Here is a 20,301-nt window from a genome sequence, read left to right on the forward strand (position 1 = left end):
CTCCACCTTTTCACTCCCACCGGTTCAACGGCCGTACGGGCCGCGCGGGTTCACGGCCCCGGGGCCGAAGCCGCCGCCGGCGGTGGTCAGGAGTTGCCGCGGCCCAGGAAGTGGCCGGCGGTGGTGGCGCTGGTGGAGCGGCGGTCGTGCGAGGCGTCCTCGACGACGTGGATCATGCTGCTGTCCGGGTCCATGCCGCGGTCCTTGGCCCAGCCGCTGACCAGGTGGGTCATCTCGTTGTTGGCGTCCAGGTAGGTGTCGGAGATCTTGGCGTTGGCGATGCTGTTGTTGTGGTCCTTCATCTGGTTGTCCCACTCCCAGGCCCAGGTGTCGACCAGGCGCTGGGCGCTGTCGCCCACCCACGGGATGGGGGTCAGCGGCGCGCCGACGACGTGGTAGGCGACCTTGGCCTTCCAGTCGGCCTGGAGGTTGGCGTCGTCGCGCTGGCCCATCGCGACGTCGGCGCGGATCGCGTCGTAGACGCCCAGGCTCGCGGCGCCCTTGTTCATGACGTCCTGGATGTCGTTCTGCGAGGGGTTGGGCCCCATCGAGGACAGCTCCTGGGCGATCTTGGCGCTCTCGGCCTGGTGCAGGGTGGCGTAGGCGTCGGGATTGTCGGACAGCCCGCGCATCACGCGCACCAGGCTGTCCTCGCCGACGCCCATGTGGACGGTGCCGCTCGCGTCGGTCCACACCGCGCTGCCGTGGTCCATGTACTGGGAGTTGCGGCCGTTGAAGATCTCGTGGGTGTCGTTGGTGTAGTCCGCCAGGGCGTTGGCCAGCGGCTGGCGCAGGTTGGCGTTGACCTTGTTGCCGCCCTGTCCCTCGTCCAGGGTGGTGACGGTGTCGTGCATGATCCGGGCCTGGGCCTCGGTGTGGTGGCCGCTGTGCGGGGCGCCGGCCGGCTGGCCGGTGGTGGCGGCCTCCAGGGCCGCGCCCAGACCGCTCTGCGACAGCGGGTCGGGCACCTTGACCACGCCGGCGTACGGGTTGGCGATCCAGCCGTCGGGCCACTTGCGGTCCTTGAGCAGGTAGTGCAGGTGCTGGTTGCCGCCGCCGGACTTCGGGTCCAGGTAGGCGGTGGCGGCGTCGGGCTCGCGGCCCATGACGGCCAGCACGTTGTCCAGCGGGTCCGCGCCCAGCGCCCCGCCGTCGTGGCTGGCCTTGTAGCTCCACGCGTCGGGGTGCTTCTTCTCCGTCTCGGTGACGTCGTCGGCGAGGTCGCCGAGCATCGGGGCCGAGTACTTGGCGTCCCCCTTGGTCATCAGGGTGGTGAGGATCTGGTAGCCGTACACCGGGTCGGTGTTGGAGCCGTAGTTCTTGTAGCCGACGTCCTTCACGCCCTGGCGCCAGCGGCGGTAGAAGTCGGTGCCGGTGTCCTGGGTGGCGGAGGCCAGGGCGTGGGTGAGGCCGCCCTGCAGGTCGGTGTAGGCGGCCTTCTTGTCGCCGCCGGGGCTGCTCAGCTGCTGCGACAGCTTGATCATCCCGTCCGGGCCGAGCCGGTCGAGCAGGCCCTGGGAGAAACCGGGGCGGTCGGCCTTGTCCTTCATCAGGTCCTGCAGCTCGGTCAGCTGCTGCGGGGTGAGGTCGTCCAGGTGGGTGGCCAGGTCGGCGGCGCGCTGGGCGTCCCCGGCGTCACCGCCGCCCACCGCGTTGCCGTTGAAGGTGGTGTCCAGCGGGTTGCCGGCCTTGGAGGCGCCGCGCAGGGCGGCGGCGATGCGCTCGTCGGCGCGGGTGGCGGCCTGGACGCCGGCCGCGATCGCCTTGGTCCACTTGTCGGCCGCGTCCTGGTAGGACTGGCGGGCCTCGGGGTCGTGGTGCAGCGCCTGGCGGGTCGCGGGGTCGAGCGTGCTCTCGTCGAACACCGCGGTACCGGTGCCGGTGACCTTGAAGCCGTCCTTGACCGCGCCGTCCGCGGCGTCGCGGGTCTGCTTCTGGGCGGCGGCGAAGTCGGTGTGCGCCTCGTCGAGCAGCGAGGCCATCGCGTTGGCCTCGGTCTGGGCGTCGACGATCTGACCCTTGGTCGCCAGCAGCGCCGTGTTGGCCAGGTTCGCCGTGTTGCCGGTCCACCACGGGCCCCCGGCCAGGGCGTTGCCGGTGCCCAGCCCCCCGGTCCCGCCCGTGAACAGGCCGCCGCCGCCGATCCCGGTGCCGCTCCCGCCCAGGACGTCCTGCTCCATGGTGGTCTGCATGGTGTGGAAGCGCGTGGCCATCGCACGCCACTGGGTGGCGGCGGCGCTCAGCGCGTCGGTGTTGGCGTTGAGTACGTCTTCGTATCCGAGCATCGTTACGGCACCTGGAGGGACTGGGCGATGGACTGGTTGGTGGCGCGGTAGTTGGCGCCGGTGCTCTGCATCGCGGCGGCGTTGGCGTTCAGCCGGCCGGTCAGCGCCTGGACTTGCTGGTGCCACTCGTCCAGCGAGTCCTTCAACGCCCCGGCGCTGTCCCAGCCTTTGAGACCGGCGACGGCCGTCCCGGTCGCCTCGTCGGCGACCTGGCCCGCGCCCGGGCAGTCGTGGGCCAGATTGGTCAGCGTGGCGTGCGCCTTGTCCAGGGCGCCGTGGTCGACCCCGAATCCGCCTGGTGCTGGTGTGCTCATCCGTTCATCCCCCATGTGTGGTGACCCGATGGTGTGGTCACCGGGCGCCGATGATCGTAGATCCACCAGGGCCGGACTGGGCACGGAATTGATCAGGGATTCGTCACCGTTTCGTCACCGTCCGGCGAAACGGCCGCCGTTCGAGGCGGCGGCAGCCGCGCAGGGCCCCGCACCCCCGGGGAAGGGGGTGCGGGCCCTGGCGCCGGGTGCGGTCAGGCCAGCAGGTCGCACTGGAGGGTGACGACCTGGCGGAACGCCGTGGCCGGCACCCCGCGGGGATTGGTCATCGTGATCACGGCCACCACGTCGGAGGCCGACACGTACGCCACCCGCGTGGTCGGCACGCCCTTGCCCGTGCTCTCCTGGGAGTCCTTGCGGGTCACCTCGATGCCCGCGACGGTGTCCCAGCCGTCGCCGGAAGCCATCTTCGCGTCGGGGGCGGCCTTGAGCTGCAGGTCGGTGCGCCCGCGGAAGTAGGTCGCCCGGGCCTCGTTCGGGGAGCCGAAGCGCAGCAGCCGGATCCGGGTCATGGTGCCGTCGGAGGCCGTCCACTCCCGGACGGTGGCCGCACGGCACACGTTCTGCAGCAGCAGGCCGTGCAGCCTGGCCGGGTTCTGCAGATCGGATCCCATCGCCTCACAGGCCACCCAGTCGGCCGGGGCCGTCCCGCCGGGGGCGGCGGAGGCGGACGGCGCGGCGGAGGCGCCCGGGCTCGCCGAGGGGGTGTCCGAGGGCGCGGACGTCGCCGGGGCCGAAGCCGTGGCGGTGGCCGTGGGCGCGGTGGGCGCCGGGAAGACCGGCGGGTTCACCGAGCCGCCGGCCTCCTTGGGGGCGGGCAGCAGCAGGTAGCGCAGGTCCGCCTGGTGCAGGCCCTTGCTCTCGTCCTTCAGGTCCGGCGCGGCCTTGCCCGAGGGCAGCGGAGGCAGCGTCAGGGGCGCGAAGGTGTAGCGGCCGTCGTCGGCGGTGGCCAGACCGGGGATGTCGGTGCGCTCGGGCGCGGTGACGGCCAGCGCGGTGCCGGTGCCCGCGAGCGCGAACACCAGGACGGCGCAGCTCCAGCGCACCGCGGCCTTGCGGCGCCGGGTGCGGCGGGCGGCCCGCTCCTCCGGGCTCTCGGACGGCGCGGGGGTCTGAAAGGCGTCGGGCTGCGGGTCGTCGATCGTGACGGCGGCCCAGGGGTTCTCGCCGGCCCCGGGGGTGACGGTCTTGTCGTCCGGCTCCGGTGCGGGCTGCGGCGCGGTGGCGTGGTCGGTCATCCGGACTCCTTCGTGGAAGCCCCTGGCTTCAGCCCGGGGAGGAAGCGAAACTCCCGCGGAGCGGGGCAGGAACGGCCTCTTCGCCGCCAAGGCGGTACGGCGTCGCGGCAATTGATCTCCAGTAGGTGCAAGGGGCGTTCTCGAACTTCTGGCACAGACGGGCCAGATAGCCCCGGTTCAAGTCGAGGAAGAAATCCCGCGACAGCGCCGAATACACCACGTCCGCGTTCCGTTTCCGTGACGGAAAGCTGACGCTGGCCACGATGGCCGAGCCGCTGGATGGTCCCACCGCAGCGCCGAGGCGCAGCGGCTCAGCCGCGAGGCTGAGGGGAATTCCCCCGCCCTCAGGCGGGGGAGAGACGTCAAACGGATGCTCCGGGGCTGGCGAGGCGGTCGAGCTGCATGGTGAAGAGGCCGACGATCTTGTCCTTGGGCAGCGGTGCCACGCCCTCGACGCTCATGACCACCAGCAGGTCGCCCTCGGCGGCCGAGCACTCCAGGTAGTCGATCGGCGCGGAGGGCGGCGCGGGCATCAGGTAGCAGTGCGCCTCGGGGTGGCCCGGGATCTGCGGGCCGGAGCGGAAGATGCCGGTGTCGCCGGTGAACACCGCGGTGTACTCGTTGATCCGTTGCACCTCCTGCTGGTTGAACTGGCGCAGCCGCAGTCCGACCACCAGGTTGTTGCCGTCGTTGCGGTAGGTCCGCACGCCGGTGCCCTTGACGTGCAGCCCCTCCCAGTAGGAGCGCAGCTTGTCGCGCTTGTCCTTGGGGATCTGCTGGAGCTCGGCGTCCAGTTCGTCGGAGATCTGCCCGGCGCCGAGCTCGGTGTCGTTGCCGTGACCGCCCTCGTCGGGGCCGAGTTCGAAGCCGGCCGGGACGGGCAGCAGCAGGTCGCGCAGCGAGCCGAAGTGGCTGCCGTTGGACTTGGCGCCGTACGGCGTGGGGGTGGCTGTCGGGGTGGGGGCGCCGGCGGGGCCGGCGGCGGTGGCCGGGGCGGGGTCGTCGTACTGGGTCTTGATGATGCCGACGCCGATGACCACGCCCACCAGCGCGGCGGCCACCGTCGCGGCGCCCGCGCGCAGCAGGCGGCGGGAGGCGGGGCGGGGCGCGGCGGGGGGCTGCTCGGGGGTGGATTCGGCTGCGGGGTCGGGGAGTTCGGGTGCGGGCGCGGTGGTCTCGGGGGCGGTGGGTTGGGGGGCGGTGGGTTGGGGGGCGGGCGTGGTGGGCGGCGTCGCGGTCACGGTGTCGTCGTCGGTCATGCCAGTCGCTCCCACTGCTGCTTGGCCAGGGCCTTGAGTTCCTCGCCGTCCACGGGCTTCGGGCTGAAGATCTCCACCTTCATCTGCACCGTGCCGCGCTGGGCCTGGGCCTGCCCGTAGTAGTACCGGTCCTCGGTGTCGGACCACTTCCTGGGCGTGAAGTCCACGCTGTAGCCGCCGTTGGCGTCGGCGGCGAAGGGCATCCGGAAGCCGGAGGCGGCGGCCTCGGCCTCGTCGATGTGCTCGGGGGTGTACTGGGTGAGCGAGACGCGGTAGCGGGTGTCGCCCTTCATCCAGTCCACCTCGGCGGCGCGCCGGAAGCCGGAGGAGGCCAGGTCCTTGAAGACCCGGGCCGCGTCGCTCTTGCGCTCGGCGAGTTCGCCGATCGACATCCAGCCCGGCTTGTTCGGGTAGTCGCCCCAGGCGGTGCTGCCGTCGGGGGCGCTGACCAGCAGCTTGAGCAGGTCGCCCTCGATGGCCGGCGGCCCGGGCTGGACGGCGGCCAGGGCGGCCGGGTCGACCACCTCGGCCGGGTAGGCCGGCAGGGCCACCTGCAGTGGCGGCAGGGGCGTGGGCGGGCGCTGGGCCTGGATCGCGTAGCCGACGCCGCCGCCGGCCAGGGCGCCGACGACCAGCGCGCAGACGGACAGCAGCACCGGGCGGGGGCGGCGCGGGGCGCGCGGGGCGGACTCGGGGCCGGCGGACAGGAGGTCGGCGGCGTCGAGGTCCTGGTGCGGCGTCCGCTCGGCCTCCGGCCCGTCGGACGGCCCGTCGGACGGGCCGTCGGAGCCGAACGGGACGGGCGGCACGGGAGGCACCGGCGGGACCGGGGGCACGGGCGGGACCGGCAGTTCGTCCGGCACCGGCGGGAGCGGCGGCACGGGAGGCACCGGGGGTACGGGCGGCAGCGGCGGTTCGGCCGCCGCGGACGGCTCGGCCGGAGCGGACGGCTCGGCCGGAGCGGGCGGCGGCTGCTCGGGTTCGGTGGTCACGGAAGTGGCTCCAGACAGGAGGAAGGGAGGACGACGACGTGCGGCGGACGCGGGCGCGGGCTCAGCCGCCGGAGGCGAGCCACTCGCGCTGGCGCTTCATCAGGTCGTTGAGCAGCGCCTTGTCCGGCGTGCCCTTGACGTCGACGTCGACGGTGTACTGGACGTCGCCCTGGCTGGAGACGCCGGTCATCGAGCCGGTGTACGCCTCGTGCTTGGGTGCGCGGCGGAAGCCGTGGGCGTTGGGGTCGCCGTCGATGTCGATCGGCTCCTGCGACTTGATGGTGTAGCCCTGGACGAACCTGCTCGCCGTGTCGGCGGAGCCGAAGTGCAGCAGGGTGACGGTCACTTGGGCCTTGCCGTCGGCCGTGCGGTAGGTGCGGGTCGCCCCGTCCCGGTAGCCGAGCCGGTTGAGGATGGTGTCGATGTCGTCCTGCTTGCCGAAGATCTCGGAGACGTCGTCGTGGGTCATCGGCATCCCGTCCGCGGGCCCGTAGGACTCGCCGCCGGCGGGGATCGGGAGCAGGAAGTAGCGCAGGTCGCCCTCGTGCTTGCCGTTGCTGACCGTGCCCTTGACGGTGCTGGCCGGGGCGGGCTCGCTCGGCACGACGGTCGGCACCGGGACGGCGGAGGGCGTCGCACTCGCACCGGCGCTCGGCGAGGCGGTGGCGCGGGGCGCGGGCGCGGCGGCCGGGCGGCTGTCGGGCTTGCCGACCGCGACGGTCACCGCGGCGCTGGCCGCCGTGACGGCGAGCAGCCCGGCGGTGGCCAGCGCGACGCCGACGGCGCGCGGCAGCCGCCGCGGGGCCGGGGCCCGGTCCGGCGCGGGCACGGGCGCGGGCGCGGGCGCGGCAGCCGCTTCCGGCGCGGCTGCGGGCCCGGGTACGTCTGCGGGTGCGGCCGTGGGTACGGCGGCCGGTTCCGTCACCGCGGCAGCCGGCTCCGGCGGCGGATCGGCGAAGGCGGCGCTCTCGTTCTCGGGCGCGGACAAAGGACTCCCCCCAAAGGGAAAAATGTGGGATCTCGCACGCGGGCCACTGTCGGATCCCGCTCCCCCAAGCGGCTCGCCGGACCGTCCGTCACGTGTCTCAGCAGGGATTATGAGAGTCCGATGACATCGACGCCAACAAAATCAATCACCACACTCCCACCCATTGCTTGATCAATTGGACACTCCGTGATCCAACCGCAACACCGCCCCGGCGGCGGCGCCACGGTGGCCCGGTGACGGGCAGTCGGGCAGTCGGGCAGCGGTGCCGGTGGTGGTGCGGGGGCCGAGCGGGGGCGCAGCCACCTGTACTACCTGGACGTCGACTTCGCGGAGACGGTGCGCCGCCACGCCAGCCGGCCGCAGGCGGGCGGGTTCTCGCCCGAGGACATGGCCGGCTGGTACGGGGAGCGGGGCCTGCTGCCGGGCGGTGTCGAGCGGGTCGTCCCGCAGACCGGTGTGCTGGACGGGACGCCGGCGCGGATCGTCGCCGGCACCGCGCTGACCCCGCCCGGGTGGACGCCCCGGCCCTGAGGACGTGTCGTGCGGCCCGGGCTTGAGTTGGAGCGCACTCCAAGTCCTACGGTTCATGCCGTGGTCACGACCGCAACGGCCGGGACCACGGCACGAGCACGAGTACGGGTACGAGGAGAGGACAGGCGCCATGGGTGTTCACGACAGCGGGGCCGACCAGCGGCAGGAGCGTTTCGACCGGGGCATGGAGATGCTCACCCGGGTCGACGGCGAGGGCGGGCAGCGGGTGATCGACGCGCTGGCCGACATCAACCCCGAGCTGGGCCACCAGGTCGTCGCCTGGGGCTTCGGCGAGATCTACAGCCGCCCCGAACTGGCCCCGCGCGACCGTCAGTTGGTGACCCTGGGGATGCTCACCGCGCTGGGTGGCTGCGAGCCGCAGCTGGAGGTGCACATCAACGCCGCCCTCAACGTCGGCCTCACCCCCACCCAGATCACCGAGGCCCTGCTGCACTCCGCGGCCTACTGCGGGTTCCCCAAGGCCCTGAACGCGACCTTCGTCGCCAAGAAGGTCTTCGGCGAGCGCGGCCTGCTCCCGGTCACGGCGAACTGACGCCGCGCCGGGAGCGGTGGCCCGCCGCCCGGGCTCAGAGTGCGGACTCGTACGCGTAGACGGTCTTGCCGACGGCGTCCTGCAGCGAGGACAGGCGCTCGACGAGCTGCTGGCGGTCGGTGGCGCGGCCGTCGGCCCACTGGCCGAGGGCGACGAGCATCGCGCGGCCGCCGCTGCCGAAGGCCTGGACCATGCCGCTGTCCGGCGGCAGCGTCCGCAGCCCGGCGGCGGGCGGCGGGGCCTGGGCGGCGACCTCGAAGTCCTCGAAGTCCGCGGACAGCCGGGTGGCCAGGTGGACGGTCTCCCCGGGGTCCGTCATGGTGAACAGCGCCAGGTTGAACTGGTCGTCCTGGGCGTCCTTGTAGAGGGCGACCTGCTCGGCCACACAGCCCTTGCCCGCCCTGATCATGGCGATCAGGGCGGGGGCGACCGAGTCCCGCTCGGTGCACGAGGGCAGGGTGGCGGAGGCGACCCTGGCGTAGACGGCGCCGGAAGCCGTCTTCACCTCGGCGGGGAAGACCTGGTCCAGTGGTATCGGCGGGTGCTGCGCGGCGGCGGAGGAGGCGGGGGTGCCCGCGGCGGCGGCCGTCGGGGTGAGGGCGGCGACGGGGGCCGCGGCGGGCGGGGCGGGCGGGGCGGAGGTGTCCGCGGAGGGCTGCAGGAGTTCGACACCGAGCAGTGTCAGGGCGGCGGCTGCCAGGGCCATGGCCGCGTTGCGCGGCCAGACCCGCCTGGGCTGCGGTTCGGCGGCCCGGCGCTCTGCCTCCTCCTGCGCGGCCACGGCCTTCACGAACTCGTTCCACTGCTCGTCATCGGACTTGTCCCGGCTCGGGCCCGGGTCGTCGTTTCGCATACCGACGTACGGTAGTGATCATGACTGACACCTCCCGCCACGGGATGGTCACGTCTTGATCAACTTGTGCCGTCGGGACCTGGCCCACTGCGCCGGAAGCGGTGCGAGGATGCGGGGATGACATCATCCGCCGCACGCGACGCACTGGAGGGCCTGGCGCTCGGGGACGGCTTCGGGGAGCGGTGGTTCCCGCTCTTCCGCAAGCCCAAGCTGGCGTTCACACAGATCCGGGCCCGGCAGGTGCCGCCGGAGTCCCCGTGGCACTGGACCGACGACACCGCGATGGCGCTGTCGGTGTACGGCATCCTCACCGCCTACGAGGCGGTGCACCAGGAGAAGCTGGCGCAGGCCTTCGGGTCGACGTACCTGGCCGACGCCTACCGCGGTTACGGCAACGGCATGAGCGTGCTGCTGCCCAGGCTGGCCGAGCGGCCGTCGAGCTGGCGCGCCGAGTCGCGCAAGCTGTTCGACGGGCAGGGCAGCCTGGGCAACGGCGCGGCGATGCGGGTGGCGCCGCTGGGCGCCTGGTTCCACGCGGACCTGGACGAGGCGGCGGAGCAGGCGGCGCTGTCGGCCGAGGTGACCCACGCTCACCCCGAGGGGGTGGCCGGGGCGGTGGCCGTGGCCCTGGCGGCCGCGCTCGCCGCACGCGGGCGCGCGGTGGCGGGGACGGACGCGGTGGCGGGGACGGACGTGGCGGCGGGGACGGAGCCGGTGGCCGGGGCCGAGCTGCTGGCCGAGGTGGCCGGGCGCACGCCGCGCGGCCCGGTGCGCGAAGGGCTGGAGCGGGCCGCCGCCCTGGCGCCGGACACCGAGCCCTGGCGGGCCGCGGACCTGCTGGGCAACGGGCAGCGGGTGCGGGCCGGCGACACCGTGCCGTTCGCCCTGTGGTCGGCCGCGCACCACCTGGACAGCCTCACCGACGCGCTGTGGACCACAGCCGAGGGCTTGGGCGACGTGGACACCACCTGCGCCATCACCGGCGGCGTGGTCGCCGCCCGCACCGGCCTGGGCGGGGCGGCCGCGGCGTGGCTGGCCAGGCGCGAACCGCTGCCGGAGTGGGTGGCCCGGGCGGAGGACGAAACCCCGGTGCGGAACGGGAGTTGACCCATCCGGCCGCCCGCCGACCGGCCGGGGCGGCCGGGGCGGCGGCCGCCGGTCGGGCGGGGCCTCGCCCGGCTCCTCGAACTGACCGGGCGCAGCGGCTAGTTGGGGCTTCCGCCGAAGGTGCGGCGGTAGGCGCCGGGGGTGGTGCCGAGCGCGGCGTGGAAGCGGCGGCGCAGGTTGACGGCGGAGGCCAGGCCCACCCGGGCGGCGACGGCCTCCACCGGCAGGTCGGTCTGCTCCAGCAGGGCCCGGGCGGCGTCGATGCGCCGGGCCAGCAGCCACTGGCCGGGGCTGGTGCCGAGCTGCTCGGTGAAGCGCCGGGCCAGGGTGCGTCCGGACAGTCCGGCGCGGGCGGCCAGGTCGTCCAGGGTCAGCCGCTCCCCCAGCCGTTCCTGGACCCACTCCAGCAGCGGGGCCAGTGACTCGTCCGCGCGGGCGGGTGCCGGGGCGGCGGCGTACTGCAGCTGGCTGCCCTCGCGGTGCGGGGGCAGCACCATGTGCCGGGCGACCTGGGCGGCGTAGGCGGCGCCGTGGTCGCGGCGCAGCAGGTGCAGGCACAGGTCGATGCCGGCGCCGGAGCCGGCGCTGGTGGCGACGTCGCCGTGGTCGACGTACAGCACGTCCCGGTCGACGTCCAGTGCCGGGTGCTGGGAGGCGAGTTGGGCGGTGCGGGCCCAGTGGGTGGTGGCGCGGCGTCCGTCGAGCAGTCCGGCCTGGGCCAGGACGAAGGCGCCGGTGCAGATGGAGACGATCCGGGCGCCGCGGGCGTGGGCGGTGCGCAGGGCGTCCAGGACGGCGGCCGGTGCGGGCGAGCCGGGCGGCTGCCAGCCGGGGACGACGACGGTGTCGGCCCGCTCCAGCGCCTCCAGGCCGTCCTCGACCAGCAGCGGGACGCCGAGGGTGGTGGGCAGTGGGCCGGGGGCTTCGGTGCACAGGGCGAAGTCGTAGTGGGAGGGCAGTCCGGCGCGTTCGGTGCCGAAGGCCTCGGCGGCGCAGGCGAGTTCGAACGGTGCCTGGGGTGTGCCGAGCAGGGCCACGACCCGGTGGCGGGGTGCTGGCGCGGGTGCTTTCGCGGCAGGGGCGTTCATGGCAGGAATGTACCTGAGGATGTCTTTCGGGACACTGGGGCGGGCGGGGGCCGGGCGGTCACAGTGGGGGCATGGACGAGAACGACGCACTGAAGACGACCCTGCTGGCCGACGACGTGGAGCCGGTGGAGGTCGGGCCGGGGATCCTGCGGCGCCGGCTGACCGCCACCGGGTACGCCCGCGCCTGGCTGATCGATTTCGCGCCGGGCAGCCGGTGGCCGGAGGTGGACGTGCACGAGACCGAGGAGCGGTACTACGTGCTCAGCGGTGAGGTGATCGAGGGCGAGGAGCGCCATCCGGCGGGCAGTTACGTGGTGTTCGCGCCGGGCAGCCGGCACCGGCCGCGCACCGAGACCGGTGCGCGGATCCTGGGGATCACCCTGTCCGCCGTGTGACGGCGGGGCGGGCGCCGGCCGGTCGGCCTTGTCACCGTTGCGGGGTGGGCCTGGTCACGGGGGTCGGGCGGCCCGAGGATCGGGTACCGGGGCCACCGGGACGGGTGGCGGGGCCGTGGCATCGGGGGGCGGGGCTGGTGGGGGCGGGAGCGGTTCGGGCGGGAGCGGTTCGGGCGGCAGCGGGCGGGGACCGGCTGGTGCGGGGCTGCGTGGCGGTGGCCGTGGCGGCGGTGGTGACGCTGGCGCTCGCGGGCTCGGCGGCGGTGTGGCGGTGGTCGCAGGACGATCCGGTGGGCGGGTGGCTGTGGTGGCTGGGCGCCGGCGCGGCGGCGGTGGCCCTGGCGGTGTCCGTGGTGCTGCGCGGGCGTGATCCGCAGGCGCCGGCCGGGACGGGCGCGCGGGTGGTGGGGGCCTTGCTGCTGGCGTTGGTCGCGGTGTTCCTGGCCGCGCAGGTCGCCGGGACCGTGCGGGAGCGGCTGAGCCGTCCGCGCAGCGCGACGGCCCGGGTGACGGGCTGCCGGGTGAGCGGCCAGGAGCCGGGCGGGGAGGGCGGCGGCCTGGGGGCGAAGACCTACGCCTGCACCTTCCGCTGGAGCGTCGACGGGCGGGAGTTCGGCGCGGAGCGGCCGGAGGGGCCGTATCCGCAGGGCACGGAGGTCACGGTGTGGCTGGACGGGCGGGGGCGGATGAGCACCGGGCGGCCGAGCCGGCTGGCGGTGCCGCTGTTCGCCGCCCCCGTCCCGTTCGCCCTGTACGGGGCGGGGTTCCTGGGCCGCTGGGCGGCCCAGGACGCGGCGGGGTGGTGGCGCCGGGCGGCGCGGGACTGAACCGCCCGGCCCCGCCGTGTGCGGTGGCGGGCCGTCAGCGGGGCGGGCTCAGCCAGGGCCTGTCCGGCGTCCCGAGGAGGGCGAGCACCTCGCGCACCGCCGCCTGCCCGGCCCTGCGGTAGGCGTACTCGCTGGTGTCGACCTGGTGCACCACGGTGCGGTGCACCACCAGTGCCAACGCCACTGCGGTTCCGGGCAGTTGCCCGGCCAGTTCGGCGCGCACGCCCTGCGCCAGCGCCGCGTGGTAGCGGTCGAGGTCCTCCTGCGGCATGGGGCCGCCGTGCACGGTGGCGTCGGCGGCGACCTCCAGGTGCACGCCCTCCTCCCACGGCTCGAAGTCGACCAGGGCGTCCGCCATCGAGCTCGGGCAGCCCCCCTGCCGCACGAAGCGGGCCCGTACGCCGCGCACCGGCCGGGGCGGGAAGGCCTCCGGTCCGGCGCTCGCGGCGCTCACGGCCGTCACAGCGCGCTCACGGCGCTCACGGCGCTGACAGTGGTCACGGCGGCCGTCAGGAGTGGGTGATCTCGACCTTGGTGACCACCACGTCCTCGACCGGGCGCTCGCCGTCGGTCGGGGCGGCGGCGATCGCGTCCACCACGGCCTTGGAGGCGGCGTCGGCGACCTGGCCGAAGATGGTGTGCCGGCGGTTGAGGTGGGTGGGGGTGCCCACCGTGATGAAGAACTGCGAACCGTTGGTGCCCGGGCCGGAGTTGGCCATCGCCAGCAGGTACGGCTTGTTGAAGAACAGTTCCGGGTGGAACTCGTCCGCGAAGGCGTAGCCCGGGCCGCCGGTGCCGGTGCCGGTCGGGTCGCCGCCCTGGATCATGAAGCCCTTGACCACCCGGTGGAACGTCGTCCCGTCGTAGTACGGGCCGCTGCCCGGCTCACCGGTGCGCGGGTCGGTGTACTCCCGCGCGCCCTCGGCGAGTTCGACGAAGTTGCGGACCGTCTTCGGCGCGTGGAACGGGAACAGTTCCAGCCGGATCGGGCCCGCGGTGGTGTGCAGGGTGGCGAACCGGGCGTTGGCCACGGGTTTCTCCTTCTTCGTCGGTCGTGTTCGGTGACGGAAATCCTGGCACATGGCAGGATTCGTGGCCGAACCGGCGAGGGAGGAGCGGGGTCCGTGACGGTCGCAGCGGTGCTGGTCGCAGTCTTGGTGCTGGTGCTCGCCGGGTGCGGGTGCGTGGTGTGGGCCGAGCGCGGCGGCCCGCGCTGGGCGCGCGCGCTCGCGGCGCTGACGCTCGGCGCGGGCGGCCTGCTGCGCGGAGCGGAGCAGCGCCGGCGGAGGCGGGAACGGCGGGAGCGGTGGCTGCTGGGCAAGGGCGGCAGCGGCCAGGGCGGCGGGGACTGAGCCAACCGAACGCGGGCGCTGAGCGCGGGTTGCCGAGCGCGGGTTGCCGAGCGCGGGTTGCCAAGCGCGGGTTGCCGAGCGCGGGTTGCTGAGCGCGGGTTGATTGAGTGCTCGCGTCCCCGGCCGCCGCGGGGTGTGCGGCGGCCGGGGACGCGGGCGGGTGTCAGCTCTCGGTGGAGCGGCGGCGGCGCGAGACCGCGACCAGCGCCGCGCCCGCGGCCAGGGCGGCGGCGGCGCCGCCGGCCTCCCAGCCGAGGCCCTCGGTGCCGGTGGCGGCGAGCGAACCGGTGGCGGCGGCAGCGGTGGTGCCGCTGCCCGTGACGGCGGCGGTGCCGGTGTCGGTGGCCGTGGTCAGGCCCGCCTGCTGGACGGTCTGCGGCTGCCCGGCACCCTGGTCCTGCTGCCCGGCGCCCTGGTCGGCCGGCTTGTCGGCGGGCTTGTCCGCCGGCTTGTTCGCGGCGGCCTCGTCCGCGGCGCGGGCGGTGGCCCAGCCCTCGGCGAGGAACGCGGCGATGTCGGCGTCGCTGCCCTCGAACGCCTTGGCGGCGGCGGCGCGCACCGCCGGGCCGCCGGTCTCCATGAGCTGGGAGACCTTGATGCGGTTGTCCGTGGCGCGCAGCTGGGGCAGGTCGCGCAGGAACTGGGCGACGTCGGCCGGGGTGCCGGCGAGCGCCTTCTTGGCGGCCTCGACGGTGTGCGGGCCGGTGTTCTTGTCGGCCAGCGAGGCGACCACCGCGACGCGGTTGTCCGAGGCCTCGGCGGCGGGCCAGCCCTCCGCCAGCCACTTGGCGACGTCCGCGTCGCTGCCGTCCAGCGCCTTGGCCGCGCCCTCGCGCGCCTCGCGGCCGCCGGTGGCCAGGATCTGCGAGACCTTGACCCGGTTGTCGTCGGCGCGGTTCTTGGCCAGTTCGACCGTCAGGAAGTGCCGCAGCTCGGCCGCGCCGCCCTTGAGCGCCTTCTGGGCCGCCTCGCGCACGCCGCGGCCGGTGTTCGGGTCGGCCAGGATCTTCTGGATCTCGGCCCGGTCGGCGTCCTCGGCCTGGGCGGCGGGCAGATCCTCCGCGAAGAACCTCAGGACCGCCGCGTCGCCGCCGTCCAGCGCCTTGCCGGCCGCCGCGCGCACGGCCGGGCCGCCGCCGTCCATGGTCTGGGCGAGCTTCACCCGCAGGTCGTCCATGCGGTTCCTGGGCAGTGCGACCGTCAGGAAGTGCCGCAGCTCGGCGGCGCCGCCCTTGAGCGCCTTCTCGCCCGCCTCGCGCACCCCGCGGCCCGTGCTCGGGTCGGCCAGGATCTTCTGGATCTCGGCCCGGTCGCGCTGCTCCTGCCCCTCGGGGGCCTTGGGGCCGCTGCTGTTGCCCGGGCCGCCGTTGACGCCGTCGTCGCCGGGGGTGACGTCCGGCACGGAGCCCGAGGCGGTGTCAGGACCGGAGACCCCGGCCGGCTGGGGGGCGTCGGCGGCGGAGGCCGAGGAGGGGAACAGAACGGCGGGGGCCAGGACCGCGGCGGCGACGACGGTGGACACCCGGGGCAGCTTCATGCAGTGGAACCTGTTGTTTCCTGTGAAGAGATCATGAACGCCCCACAGCATAGATCCTCTTTTACGCTTGCCATACCAGATATTTGCCACCCTCCCCGGCCCCTCCCCGCCCTCTCCCCGGGCCCCTCCCCGGCCCCTCCCCGGGCCGCGCTCCGACGGCGTGTCACACCTGTCGGCGCCACCCCCTAGGGTGGGCGGGTGAGCTTCCATCTCGTCGTCGGACACGGGCCCGCCGGGGCCGCCACCGCCCGCCTGCTGGCCGAACAGGGCCACCGGGTCCGGGTCGTCACCCGCAGCGGGCGCCCCGCCGGACCGCCCGTCGACGGCGTCGAGCACCTCGCCCTGGACGCGACCGACCCCGCCCGCCTGGCACAGGCCGCCCGCGGCGCCGACGCGATCCACGGCTGCGCCGCACCGCCGCTGCCCCAGTGGGCCGCGCGCTGGGGCGCCCTCGCCTCCGCACTGTGCGCGGCCGCCGAGGACAGCGGCGCCGTGCTGGTCATGCTCGGCAACCTGTACGGCTACGGCCCGGTCGAGGCAGCGATGACCGAAGGCCTGCCGCTCGCCGCGACCGGTCCCAAGGGCCGGGTACGGGCGGCGGCCTGGGAGCAGGCGCGGGCCCTGCACGAGGCCGGGCGGATCCGCGCCGTGGAGGTGCGGGCCTCGGACTTCTTCGGCCCCGGCGTCACCGACGGCGGCCACCTGGCCTCCCGTGCGATGCCCAACCTGCTCAAGGGCCGTCCGGTCGCCGTCCTCGGCGACCCGGACGCCCCGCACAGCTGGACCTACCTGCCCGACGTGGCCCGCGCGATGGCCGAACTCGCCACCGAGGAACGGGCCTGGGGCCGCCCCTGGCACGTCCCCACCGCCCCCGCCCTGCCGGTGCGCACCATGGTCGAACGCCTCGCCGCCGAGGCCGGCACCGCCCCCGTGCCGGTGCGCCGCCTCTCCCCCGCCGTCCTCGCCGTGGCCGGCCTCTTCTCCCCCCTGCTGCGCGAACTGCGCGAGACCCGCTACCAGTTCGACCGCCCCTTCGTCATGGACTCCTCCGCCTACGAGGCCACCTTCACCCTCCGCGCGACCCCGCTGGAGCAGCAGCTCACGGCAACGGTCGGCTGGTGGCGCGAGCGGCTGCGGAGGTCCTGAGGGGCGGTGGGCGACGGGCTTTGCCGAGGACCGGGGGGATCCTTTTGTCCACGCCCGGACTTCCGGTCGCCGCCGGTGCGGTGGCCGTCGCCGCTGTCGCCGCCGTCGCCCTGACGGGGTGCAGGGCCGACACCGCGGGCCTGTCCGGCTCGCTGCGGGCCGGTGGTTCGCCTTCCGCGAGCGGCGGTTCCCGTCCGCCACCCAGGGGGTGCCGGCCGTCCGGATCGGCGACAAGGTCCGCTTCCTGGACGGCGACGACATCGTGGAACGGAGGCCGCACGCCGAGGAGTTCGCGGCGCCGATCGCCGAGCGCATCAAGGGCGTTGCGCCCTGACGGCTGCCGGGCGCTCGCCGACTCAGTGCTCCTTGAGGGCGTCAGCGCCCCGGTAGCCGGCCGGCACGCCCTCGATCAGGATGATGTCCGCCACCATGTGCCGGGTGCGCAGCGGCAGGATCTCCTGGTAGGCGGGCGAGTCCCACCAGGCGCGGGCCCGCTCCAGGTCGGGGAACTCGATGACGATCGTGCCGCCCGTGCCCCAGCGGCCCTCCACCGTCTCGTACGGGCCGCCGTGGACGATGAAGCGGCCGCCGAAGGGGTCGAGGGTGGCGTCGATGCGCTCCAGGTACTCGACGATGTCGGGGCCGAACTCGACCGAGTGGACCTGGGCGATCGCGTAGGCGGTCATGGGGTGCCTCCTGGGGGGGGCTCGTGGTGGGTGGTTCCCGCTGGCGTCTGCGACGGTACGGGGCGGCGGGGGCCGGGCGAATCAGTCACGCATCGGTAGGGGTGACGTACGTGCGGCCCTGATGGTTCGTGTAAAGTCCGCCCAGCTCAAGCGCTTGACCGAGACGAGACGGAGGGGCGGCGTGCCGGAGAGTGCCAAAGACGGGCCGCAGGGCGGCAGAACGACGACGCGGAACCGGCGGGCCCTCGCCGTCGCGGCGTGGGCGTGTGCCCTCGGCGTGGCGGGGATCGGCGGGGCGCAGCTGCTGACCGGCTCACCGGGCACCGCCCCGGCGGCGCCGGACGCGGCGGCCACGGCGGTTCCTTCGGCTGCGGCGTCGCCCTCGGCCTCGCCGTCCGCATCGCCGTCGGCGCAGGCGCCGACGACGGCCCCGGCGCCGGTCCCGGGCGAGACGCCCACGGTCGTCCCTGCGGCCGGGGAGACCGCGCCCGGCCCCGAGGCCGCGCCCGAACGCTCCGTCACCAATCCGTCCCCGGCCCGCCCCCGCACCGCCCAGGGCCCGGCCTCCCCCGCTCAGGCCCCGGCCGCGAAGCAGCCCGCAGCCAAGCAGCCGCCCGTCCCCGACCGGACCGTCCCGCCCCGCCCGGAACCCCCGGCCGTCGCACCGGTACGGACCGACGCACCCTGCCCGCCGCTCCAGGCCATCACCTACGCCGGGTGCCGCCCGATCGGCCCGGTCGTCACTCTCCCTCCGGCCACCCCGCACAGTTGATTGAACCGGGCACCGGGAGTGACGGGCGCGGGTGCCGGGACGTGGACACGGCTCGCACGCACGTACGGCGGATCCGCCCGAACCGGACATCGGGCCGGTGACGTTGACGGCCGCCGGAGCGGGGCGCAGCAGCGCCGGGTCCGGCGGCCGGGGCAGCGGCCGAGGCCGGTCAGTCCCACCAGAAGTGCCACTGGCGACAGCCGACCAGCAGCTCGGCGTAGGCGGTGAGGCTGCCGGCGCCCTGGTGGATCAGGTCGGGGCACAGGGCCGCGTGCTCGGCGGCCACCGGCAGTGCCTCGGCGAGGCCGGCCGGTGGCACCGGGACGCTCAACTGCAGGGTGTCGAAGCCCACTTCGACCACCTGGACGCCGAAGCGGCGTTCCCAGTCGGCGAGGACGGCGGCGATCTTCGCGATGTCGTTCTCGTGGTTGGTCGGGCCGCTCCACCCGCACGCCACCAGGGCCTGGGCCCCGCTGCGGGCCGGCACCAGGCCGAGCCGCACGTCCTCGACGGACCGCAGCGCCTCGGCCAGCCCCCGGGCCTCGGCGTCGGCCGCACCGTCGGGCACGGTGACGGCGGGGGCGGGCCCGGGCCAGCCGGAGCCGTAGGGGGCGAGGGCCTCGGCCAGCTCGCCGTCCTCGTCCTCGTTCTCCTCGTCGCCCGTCTCCCACCAGCTGCGCAGCAGCGCGGACGGGTCGTACCGGCCGGGGTCGGAGGCATGGGCGGGGTACAACTCCCCGGACAGCCACGGCCGGAAGTCCGCGTCACGGCGCAGCGGGCTGAGCAGCAGCGGCCACAGTCCGCTGCGCGCGTGCGCCCGGTGCAGTTGTTCCCACAGTCCGGCGGGGGCGGGCCCGTCGCTGATCCACAGCAGCGGCTGCGTCCCCTCCCGCTGCTGTCCGACGACGGCGCGGCCGGGCGGCAGCGCAACGGGCGGGTCGACATCGAAAGGCCAGGTCATGTCGTGATCGTAGGGGCGGGCACTGACAAGGGACCGCACCCGGGCGGGGTCACGGCCGCGATGCGCGCCGGCAGTACCCGGGCTCGCCGGGGTGGTGCAGGTGATCTTCCGGTGAGTAGGGTGAGCCCTCGGATCGTGGGCGGCCGTTCGTGTGCCGCCCTCGTGGATCCGCGCTTGACCGCTGATGCTTGCCATGCACGTGGCCCGTCTCTGCGGCGGGACGGTGCGCCGCGGAGCGATGTCCCGTTTCCCGGCCGCGAGGTGTTCGCGGTGTCGGGAGGGTCGGGCGACGTGCTTGCCGCCGCCGGGGAGCCGCAGGGGGCCGGAAAGTGAGTCGTAGACAGATGCAACCGACGTTCGTACTGGTTCACGGAGCTTTCGCGAACTCCTTCTCCTTCGCGCCGCTCCAGGCCGAGCTCGGCCTCCTCGGCCACCGTTCGGTCGCCGTCGACCTGCCGGGGCACGGGTTCGCCGCGACGTTCCCGCGGGCCTACCAGGCGCCGCAGGACCTCGCGGAGCTCGCGAGCGCGCCCGGGGCGATCAAGGGCGTCACGCTCGCCGACAACGTCGGGCACCTGATCGGGATACTGGAGCGGGCCAAGCGCAACGGGCCGGTCGTCCTGGTCTCGCACAGCCGCGGCGGTCTGACGGCCACCGTCGCGGCCAACCGGCGCCCCGACCTGATCGACCGCATCGTCTACGTCTCCTCCTGGTGCCCCGTCGACCTCGACGTCAGCGCCTACTACGCCGAGCCCGAGATGGCCACCGTCGACGCCGCGGGGCTGGCCTCGGCGATGGTCGCCAACCCCGCCGAAGTCGGGCTGCTGCGCTGCAACTTCCGCACGGCCGACCCCGGTGTCCTGGCGTCCTTCAAGGCGGCCTTCCTCGCCGACGGGACGGACGAGGAGTTCATGGTCTTCCTCAACACCTTCCAGCCCGACGAGAACCTCGACGCCGGCACCCCCGAGGACCGGGCGCAGGCCGACACCTGGGGCCGGATCCCCCGGACGTACGTCCGGCTGACCGAGGACACCAGCGTGCCGCTGGCCATGCAGGACCGGATGATCCGCGAGGGCGACGCGCTGACGCCCGACAACCCCTACGACGTGCGGACGCTGACCAGCAGCCACCTGAAGTGGCTGGTCGACCCGGCCCCGGCAGCCCGGGTGCTGGCACAGGTCGCCGCGCTGCTGCCGTCCGGGGCGTGACCGCAGCGACCGAACGGCCCGGCCCCGCCGCCCCCGGACACCGGGCGCGGCGGGGCCCTCGCATCGCGAGGCAAAGGAGCGAGGCGCAGCAGCGATTGATCGAGCGCCAGATGTACGGCCGCGCGGCCTTCAGCCTGCTCCGCACGAGGGTCGTCCTCGCCCCCTTGATCACGTGTCGGCGACAGATGACA

23 protein-coding genes and 1 pseudogene are annotated in these 20,301 nt (G+C 74.6%); 11 read left to right on the forward strand and 13 right to left on the reverse strand.

From position 1 onward, the window contains the following. Positions 1-86 precede the first annotated feature (86 nt). The 3 genes from ACZ6Z8_RS22255 to ACZ6Z8_RS22265 form a co-directional block, all read right to left on the reverse strand. Positions 87-2,285: a hypothetical protein gene (locus ACZ6Z8_RS22255; RefSeq protein WP_465611794.1), complete on the reverse strand. Its 2,199-nt coding sequence runs from the start codon at positions 2,283-2,285 to the stop codon at positions 87-89. A gap of 2 nt (positions 2,286-2,287) precedes the next feature. Beyond that, positions 2,288-2,599 carry a hypothetical protein gene (locus ACZ6Z8_RS22260; protein ID WP_402825696.1) on the reverse strand — a complete coding sequence of 104 codons (312 nt, stop codon included), beginning with the start codon at positions 2,597-2,599 and terminating at the stop codon, positions 2,288-2,290. Between the two features lie 212 nt (positions 2,600-2,811). Next, positions 2,812-3,855 carry a hypothetical protein gene (locus ACZ6Z8_RS22265; RefSeq protein ID WP_465611795.1) on the reverse strand — a complete coding sequence of 348 codons (1,044 nt, stop codon included), beginning with the start codon at positions 3,853-3,855 and terminating at the stop codon, positions 2,812-2,814. 125 nt (positions 3,856-3,980) lie between these two features. On the opposite strand from ACZ6Z8_RS22265, the pseudogene ACZ6Z8_RS22270 reads away from it, so the two are divergent. Then, positions 3,981-4,140, forward strand: a pseudogene (locus ACZ6Z8_RS22270) (RNA-guided endonuclease TnpB family protein); the annotation flags it as partial. A 77-nt stretch (positions 4,141-4,217) separates the two neighbouring features. Here the strand turns inward: ACZ6Z8_RS22270 and ACZ6Z8_RS22275 are convergent. The 3 genes from ACZ6Z8_RS22275 to ACZ6Z8_RS22285 form a co-directional block, all read right to left on the reverse strand. Next, positions 4,218-5,114: a hypothetical protein gene (locus tag ACZ6Z8_RS22275; RefSeq protein WP_465611796.1), complete on the reverse strand. Its 897-nt coding sequence runs from the start codon at positions 5,112-5,114 to the stop codon at positions 4,218-4,220. Continuing rightward, a complete protein-coding gene (locus tag ACZ6Z8_RS22280) occupies positions 5,111-6,106 on the reverse strand; it encodes a hypothetical protein (protein WP_465611797.1) in 996 nt (331 codons plus the stop codon). Before ACZ6Z8_RS22280 ends, ACZ6Z8_RS22275 begins: the two co-directional genes overlap by 4 nt. 61 nt (positions 6,107-6,167) lie before the next feature. Next, on the reverse strand, positions 6,168-7,094 hold the full coding sequence (locus ACZ6Z8_RS22285) for a hypothetical protein (RefSeq protein ID WP_465611798.1): 927 nt from the start codon (positions 7,092-7,094) through the stop codon (positions 6,168-6,170). 336 nt (positions 7,095-7,430) lie between these two features. Between ACZ6Z8_RS22285 and ACZ6Z8_RS22290 the strand changes: the two genes are divergently transcribed. Then, positions 7,431-7,625: a hypothetical protein gene (locus tag ACZ6Z8_RS22290; protein WP_465611799.1), complete on the forward strand. Its 195-nt coding sequence runs from the start codon at positions 7,431-7,433 to the stop codon at positions 7,623-7,625. Between the two features lie 130 nt (positions 7,626-7,755). Beyond that, positions 7,756-8,178, forward strand: a complete 423-nt coding sequence (locus tag ACZ6Z8_RS22295; protein ID WP_465611800.1) for a carboxymuconolactone decarboxylase family protein — start codon at positions 7,756-7,758, stop codon at positions 8,176-8,178. 34 nt (positions 8,179-8,212) lie between these two features. On the opposite strand, the gene ACZ6Z8_RS22300 is transcribed toward ACZ6Z8_RS22295, so the two are convergent. Beyond that, a complete protein-coding gene (locus ACZ6Z8_RS22300) occupies positions 8,213-9,031 on the reverse strand; it encodes a hypothetical protein (protein WP_465611801.1) in 819 nt (272 codons plus the stop codon). 117 nt (positions 9,032-9,148) lie between these two features. Here ACZ6Z8_RS22300 and ACZ6Z8_RS22305 point away from each other — a divergent pair, with 117 nt between their 5' ends. Beyond that, entirely contained in the window at positions 9,149-10,138 is a 990-nt protein-coding gene (locus tag ACZ6Z8_RS22305; protein WP_465611802.1) for an ADP-ribosylglycohydrolase family protein, read from the forward strand. 98 nt (positions 10,139-10,236) lie between these two features. Here the strand turns inward: ACZ6Z8_RS22305 and ACZ6Z8_RS22310 are convergent, their stop codons facing one another. After that, the gene (locus ACZ6Z8_RS22310) at positions 10,237-11,226 is read right to left on the reverse strand and encodes a GlxA family transcriptional regulator (protein WP_465611803.1); all 990 of its coding nucleotides are present in this window, start codon (positions 11,224-11,226) and stop codon (positions 10,237-10,239) included. Positions 11,227-11,297: 71 nt separating this feature from the next. Here ACZ6Z8_RS22310 and ACZ6Z8_RS22315 point away from each other — a divergent pair, with 71 nt between their 5' ends. Both ACZ6Z8_RS22315 and ACZ6Z8_RS22320 read left to right on the forward strand, forming a co-directional pair. Further along, entirely contained in the window at positions 11,298-11,621 is a 324-nt protein-coding gene (locus tag ACZ6Z8_RS22315) for a cupin domain-containing protein (protein WP_465611804.1), read from the forward strand. Positions 11,622-11,818: 197 nt separating this feature from the next. Next, positions 11,819-12,448: a hypothetical protein gene (locus tag ACZ6Z8_RS22320; RefSeq protein WP_465611805.1), complete on the forward strand. Its 630-nt coding sequence runs from the start codon at positions 11,819-11,821 to the stop codon at positions 12,446-12,448. A gap of 34 nt (positions 12,449-12,482) precedes the next feature. Here the strand turns inward: ACZ6Z8_RS22320 and ACZ6Z8_RS22325 are convergent, their stop codons facing one another. Further along, entirely contained in the window at positions 12,483-12,911 is a 429-nt protein-coding gene (locus ACZ6Z8_RS22325) for a hypothetical protein (RefSeq protein ID WP_465611806.1), read from the reverse strand. A gap of 46 nt (positions 12,912-12,957) precedes the next feature. Further along, the gene (locus ACZ6Z8_RS22330) at positions 12,958-13,479 is read right to left on the reverse strand and encodes a peptidylprolyl isomerase (RefSeq protein WP_465611807.1); all 522 of its coding nucleotides are present in this window, start codon (positions 13,477-13,479) and stop codon (positions 12,958-12,960) included. A gap of 93 nt (positions 13,480-13,572) precedes the next feature. Here ACZ6Z8_RS22330 and ACZ6Z8_RS22335 point away from each other — a divergent pair, with 93 nt between their 5' ends. Beyond that, the gene (locus ACZ6Z8_RS22335; RefSeq protein ID WP_465611808.1) at positions 13,573-13,800 is read left to right on the forward strand and encodes a hypothetical protein; all 228 of its coding nucleotides are present in this window, start codon (positions 13,573-13,575) and stop codon (positions 13,798-13,800) included. 163 nt (positions 13,801-13,963) lie between these two features. On the opposite strand, the gene ACZ6Z8_RS22340 is transcribed toward ACZ6Z8_RS22335, so the two are convergent. Continuing rightward, on the reverse strand, positions 13,964-15,337 hold the full coding sequence (locus ACZ6Z8_RS22340; protein WP_465611809.1) for an ALF repeat-containing protein: 1,374 nt from the start codon (positions 15,335-15,337) through the stop codon (positions 13,964-13,966). Positions 15,338-15,535: 198 nt separating this feature from the next. Between ACZ6Z8_RS22340 and ACZ6Z8_RS22345 the strand changes: the two genes are divergently transcribed. Both ACZ6Z8_RS22345 and ACZ6Z8_RS22350 read left to right on the forward strand, forming a co-directional pair. Further along, positions 15,536-16,483 (forward strand): NAD-dependent epimerase/dehydratase family protein, encoded by a 948-nt coding sequence (locus tag ACZ6Z8_RS22345; RefSeq protein ID WP_465611810.1) that lies wholly within the window; start codon positions 15,536-15,538, stop codon positions 16,481-16,483. Positions 16,484-16,601: 118 nt separating this feature from the next. After that, complete coding sequence (locus ACZ6Z8_RS22350) at positions 16,602-16,817, forward strand: hypothetical protein (protein ID WP_465611811.1); 216 nt, start codon at positions 16,602-16,604, stop codon at positions 16,815-16,817. Between the two features lie 22 nt (positions 16,818-16,839). On the opposite strand, the gene ACZ6Z8_RS22355 is transcribed toward ACZ6Z8_RS22350, so the two are convergent. Beyond that, positions 16,840-17,169 (reverse strand): DUF1330 domain-containing protein, encoded by a 330-nt coding sequence (locus tag ACZ6Z8_RS22355; RefSeq protein ID WP_465611812.1) that lies wholly within the window; start codon positions 17,167-17,169, stop codon positions 16,840-16,842. A 181-nt stretch (positions 17,170-17,350) separates the two neighbouring features. Between ACZ6Z8_RS22355 and ACZ6Z8_RS22360 the strand changes: the two genes are divergently transcribed. Next, positions 17,351-17,941 (forward strand): hypothetical protein, encoded by a 591-nt coding sequence (locus ACZ6Z8_RS22360; protein ID WP_465611813.1) that lies wholly within the window; start codon positions 17,351-17,353, stop codon positions 17,939-17,941. Positions 17,942-18,110: 169 nt separating this feature from the next. On the opposite strand, the gene ACZ6Z8_RS22365 is transcribed toward ACZ6Z8_RS22360, so the two are convergent. Then, positions 18,111-18,902: a DUF4253 domain-containing protein gene (locus ACZ6Z8_RS22365; protein WP_465611814.1), complete on the reverse strand. Its 792-nt coding sequence runs from the start codon at positions 18,900-18,902 to the stop codon at positions 18,111-18,113. 344 nt (positions 18,903-19,246) lie between these two features. On the opposite strand from ACZ6Z8_RS22365, the gene ACZ6Z8_RS22370 reads away from it, so the two are divergent. Further along, positions 19,247-20,110, forward strand: coding sequence for an alpha/beta fold hydrolase (locus tag ACZ6Z8_RS22370; RefSeq protein WP_465611815.1), 864 nt, complete (start codon positions 19,247-19,249; stop codon positions 20,108-20,110). The last annotated feature ends 191 nt before the right edge of the window (positions 20,111-20,301 follow it).

The organism is Kitasatospora sp. NPDC101108, from assembly GCF_055584725.1.

Coding starts and splice junctions, on each gene's coding strand:
- ACZ6Z8_RS22370 (WP_465611815.1), top strand. CDS start 19,247: ATGCAACCGACGTTCGTACTGGTTCACGGAGCTTTCGCGAACTCCTTC.
- ACZ6Z8_RS22355 (WP_465611812.1), bottom strand. CDS start 17,169: ATGACCGCCTACGCGATCGCCCAGGTCCACTCGGTCGAGTTCGGCCCC.
- ACZ6Z8_RS22365 (WP_465611814.1), bottom strand. CDS start 18,902: ATGACCTGGCCTTTCGATGTCGACCCGCCCGTTGCGCTGCCGCCCGGC.
- ACZ6Z8_RS22255 (WP_465611794.1), bottom strand. CDS start 2,285: ATGCTCGGATACGAAGACGTACTCAACGCCAACACCGACGCGCTGAGC.
- ACZ6Z8_RS22305 (WP_465611802.1), top strand. CDS start 9,149: ATGACATCATCCGCCGCACGCGACGCACTGGAGGGCCTGGCGCTCGGG.
- ACZ6Z8_RS22340 (WP_465611809.1), bottom strand. CDS start 15,337: ATGAAGCTGCCCCGGGTGTCCACCGTCGTCGCCGCCGCGGTCCTGGCC.
- ACZ6Z8_RS22300 (WP_465611801.1), bottom strand. CDS start 9,031: ATGCGAAACGACGACCCGGGCCCGAGCCGGGACAAGTCCGATGACGAG.
- ACZ6Z8_RS22295 (WP_465611800.1), top strand. CDS start 7,756: ATGGGTGTTCACGACAGCGGGGCCGACCAGCGGCAGGAGCGTTTCGAC.
- ACZ6Z8_RS22275 (WP_465611796.1), bottom strand. CDS start 5,114: ATGACCGACGACGACACCGTGACCGCGACGCCGCCCACCACGCCCGCC.
- ACZ6Z8_RS22315 (WP_465611804.1), top strand. CDS start 11,298: ATGGACGAGAACGACGCACTGAAGACGACCCTGCTGGCCGACGACGTG.
- ACZ6Z8_RS22265 (WP_465611795.1), bottom strand. CDS start 3,855: ATGACCGACCACGCCACCGCGCCGCAGCCCGCACCGGAGCCGGACGAC.
- ACZ6Z8_RS22260 (WP_402825696.1), bottom strand. CDS start 2,599: ATGAGCACACCAGCACCAGGCGGATTCGGGGTCGACCACGGCGCCCTG.
- ACZ6Z8_RS22310 (WP_465611803.1), bottom strand. CDS start 11,226: ATGAACGCCCCTGCCGCGAAAGCACCCGCGCCAGCACCCCGCCACCGG.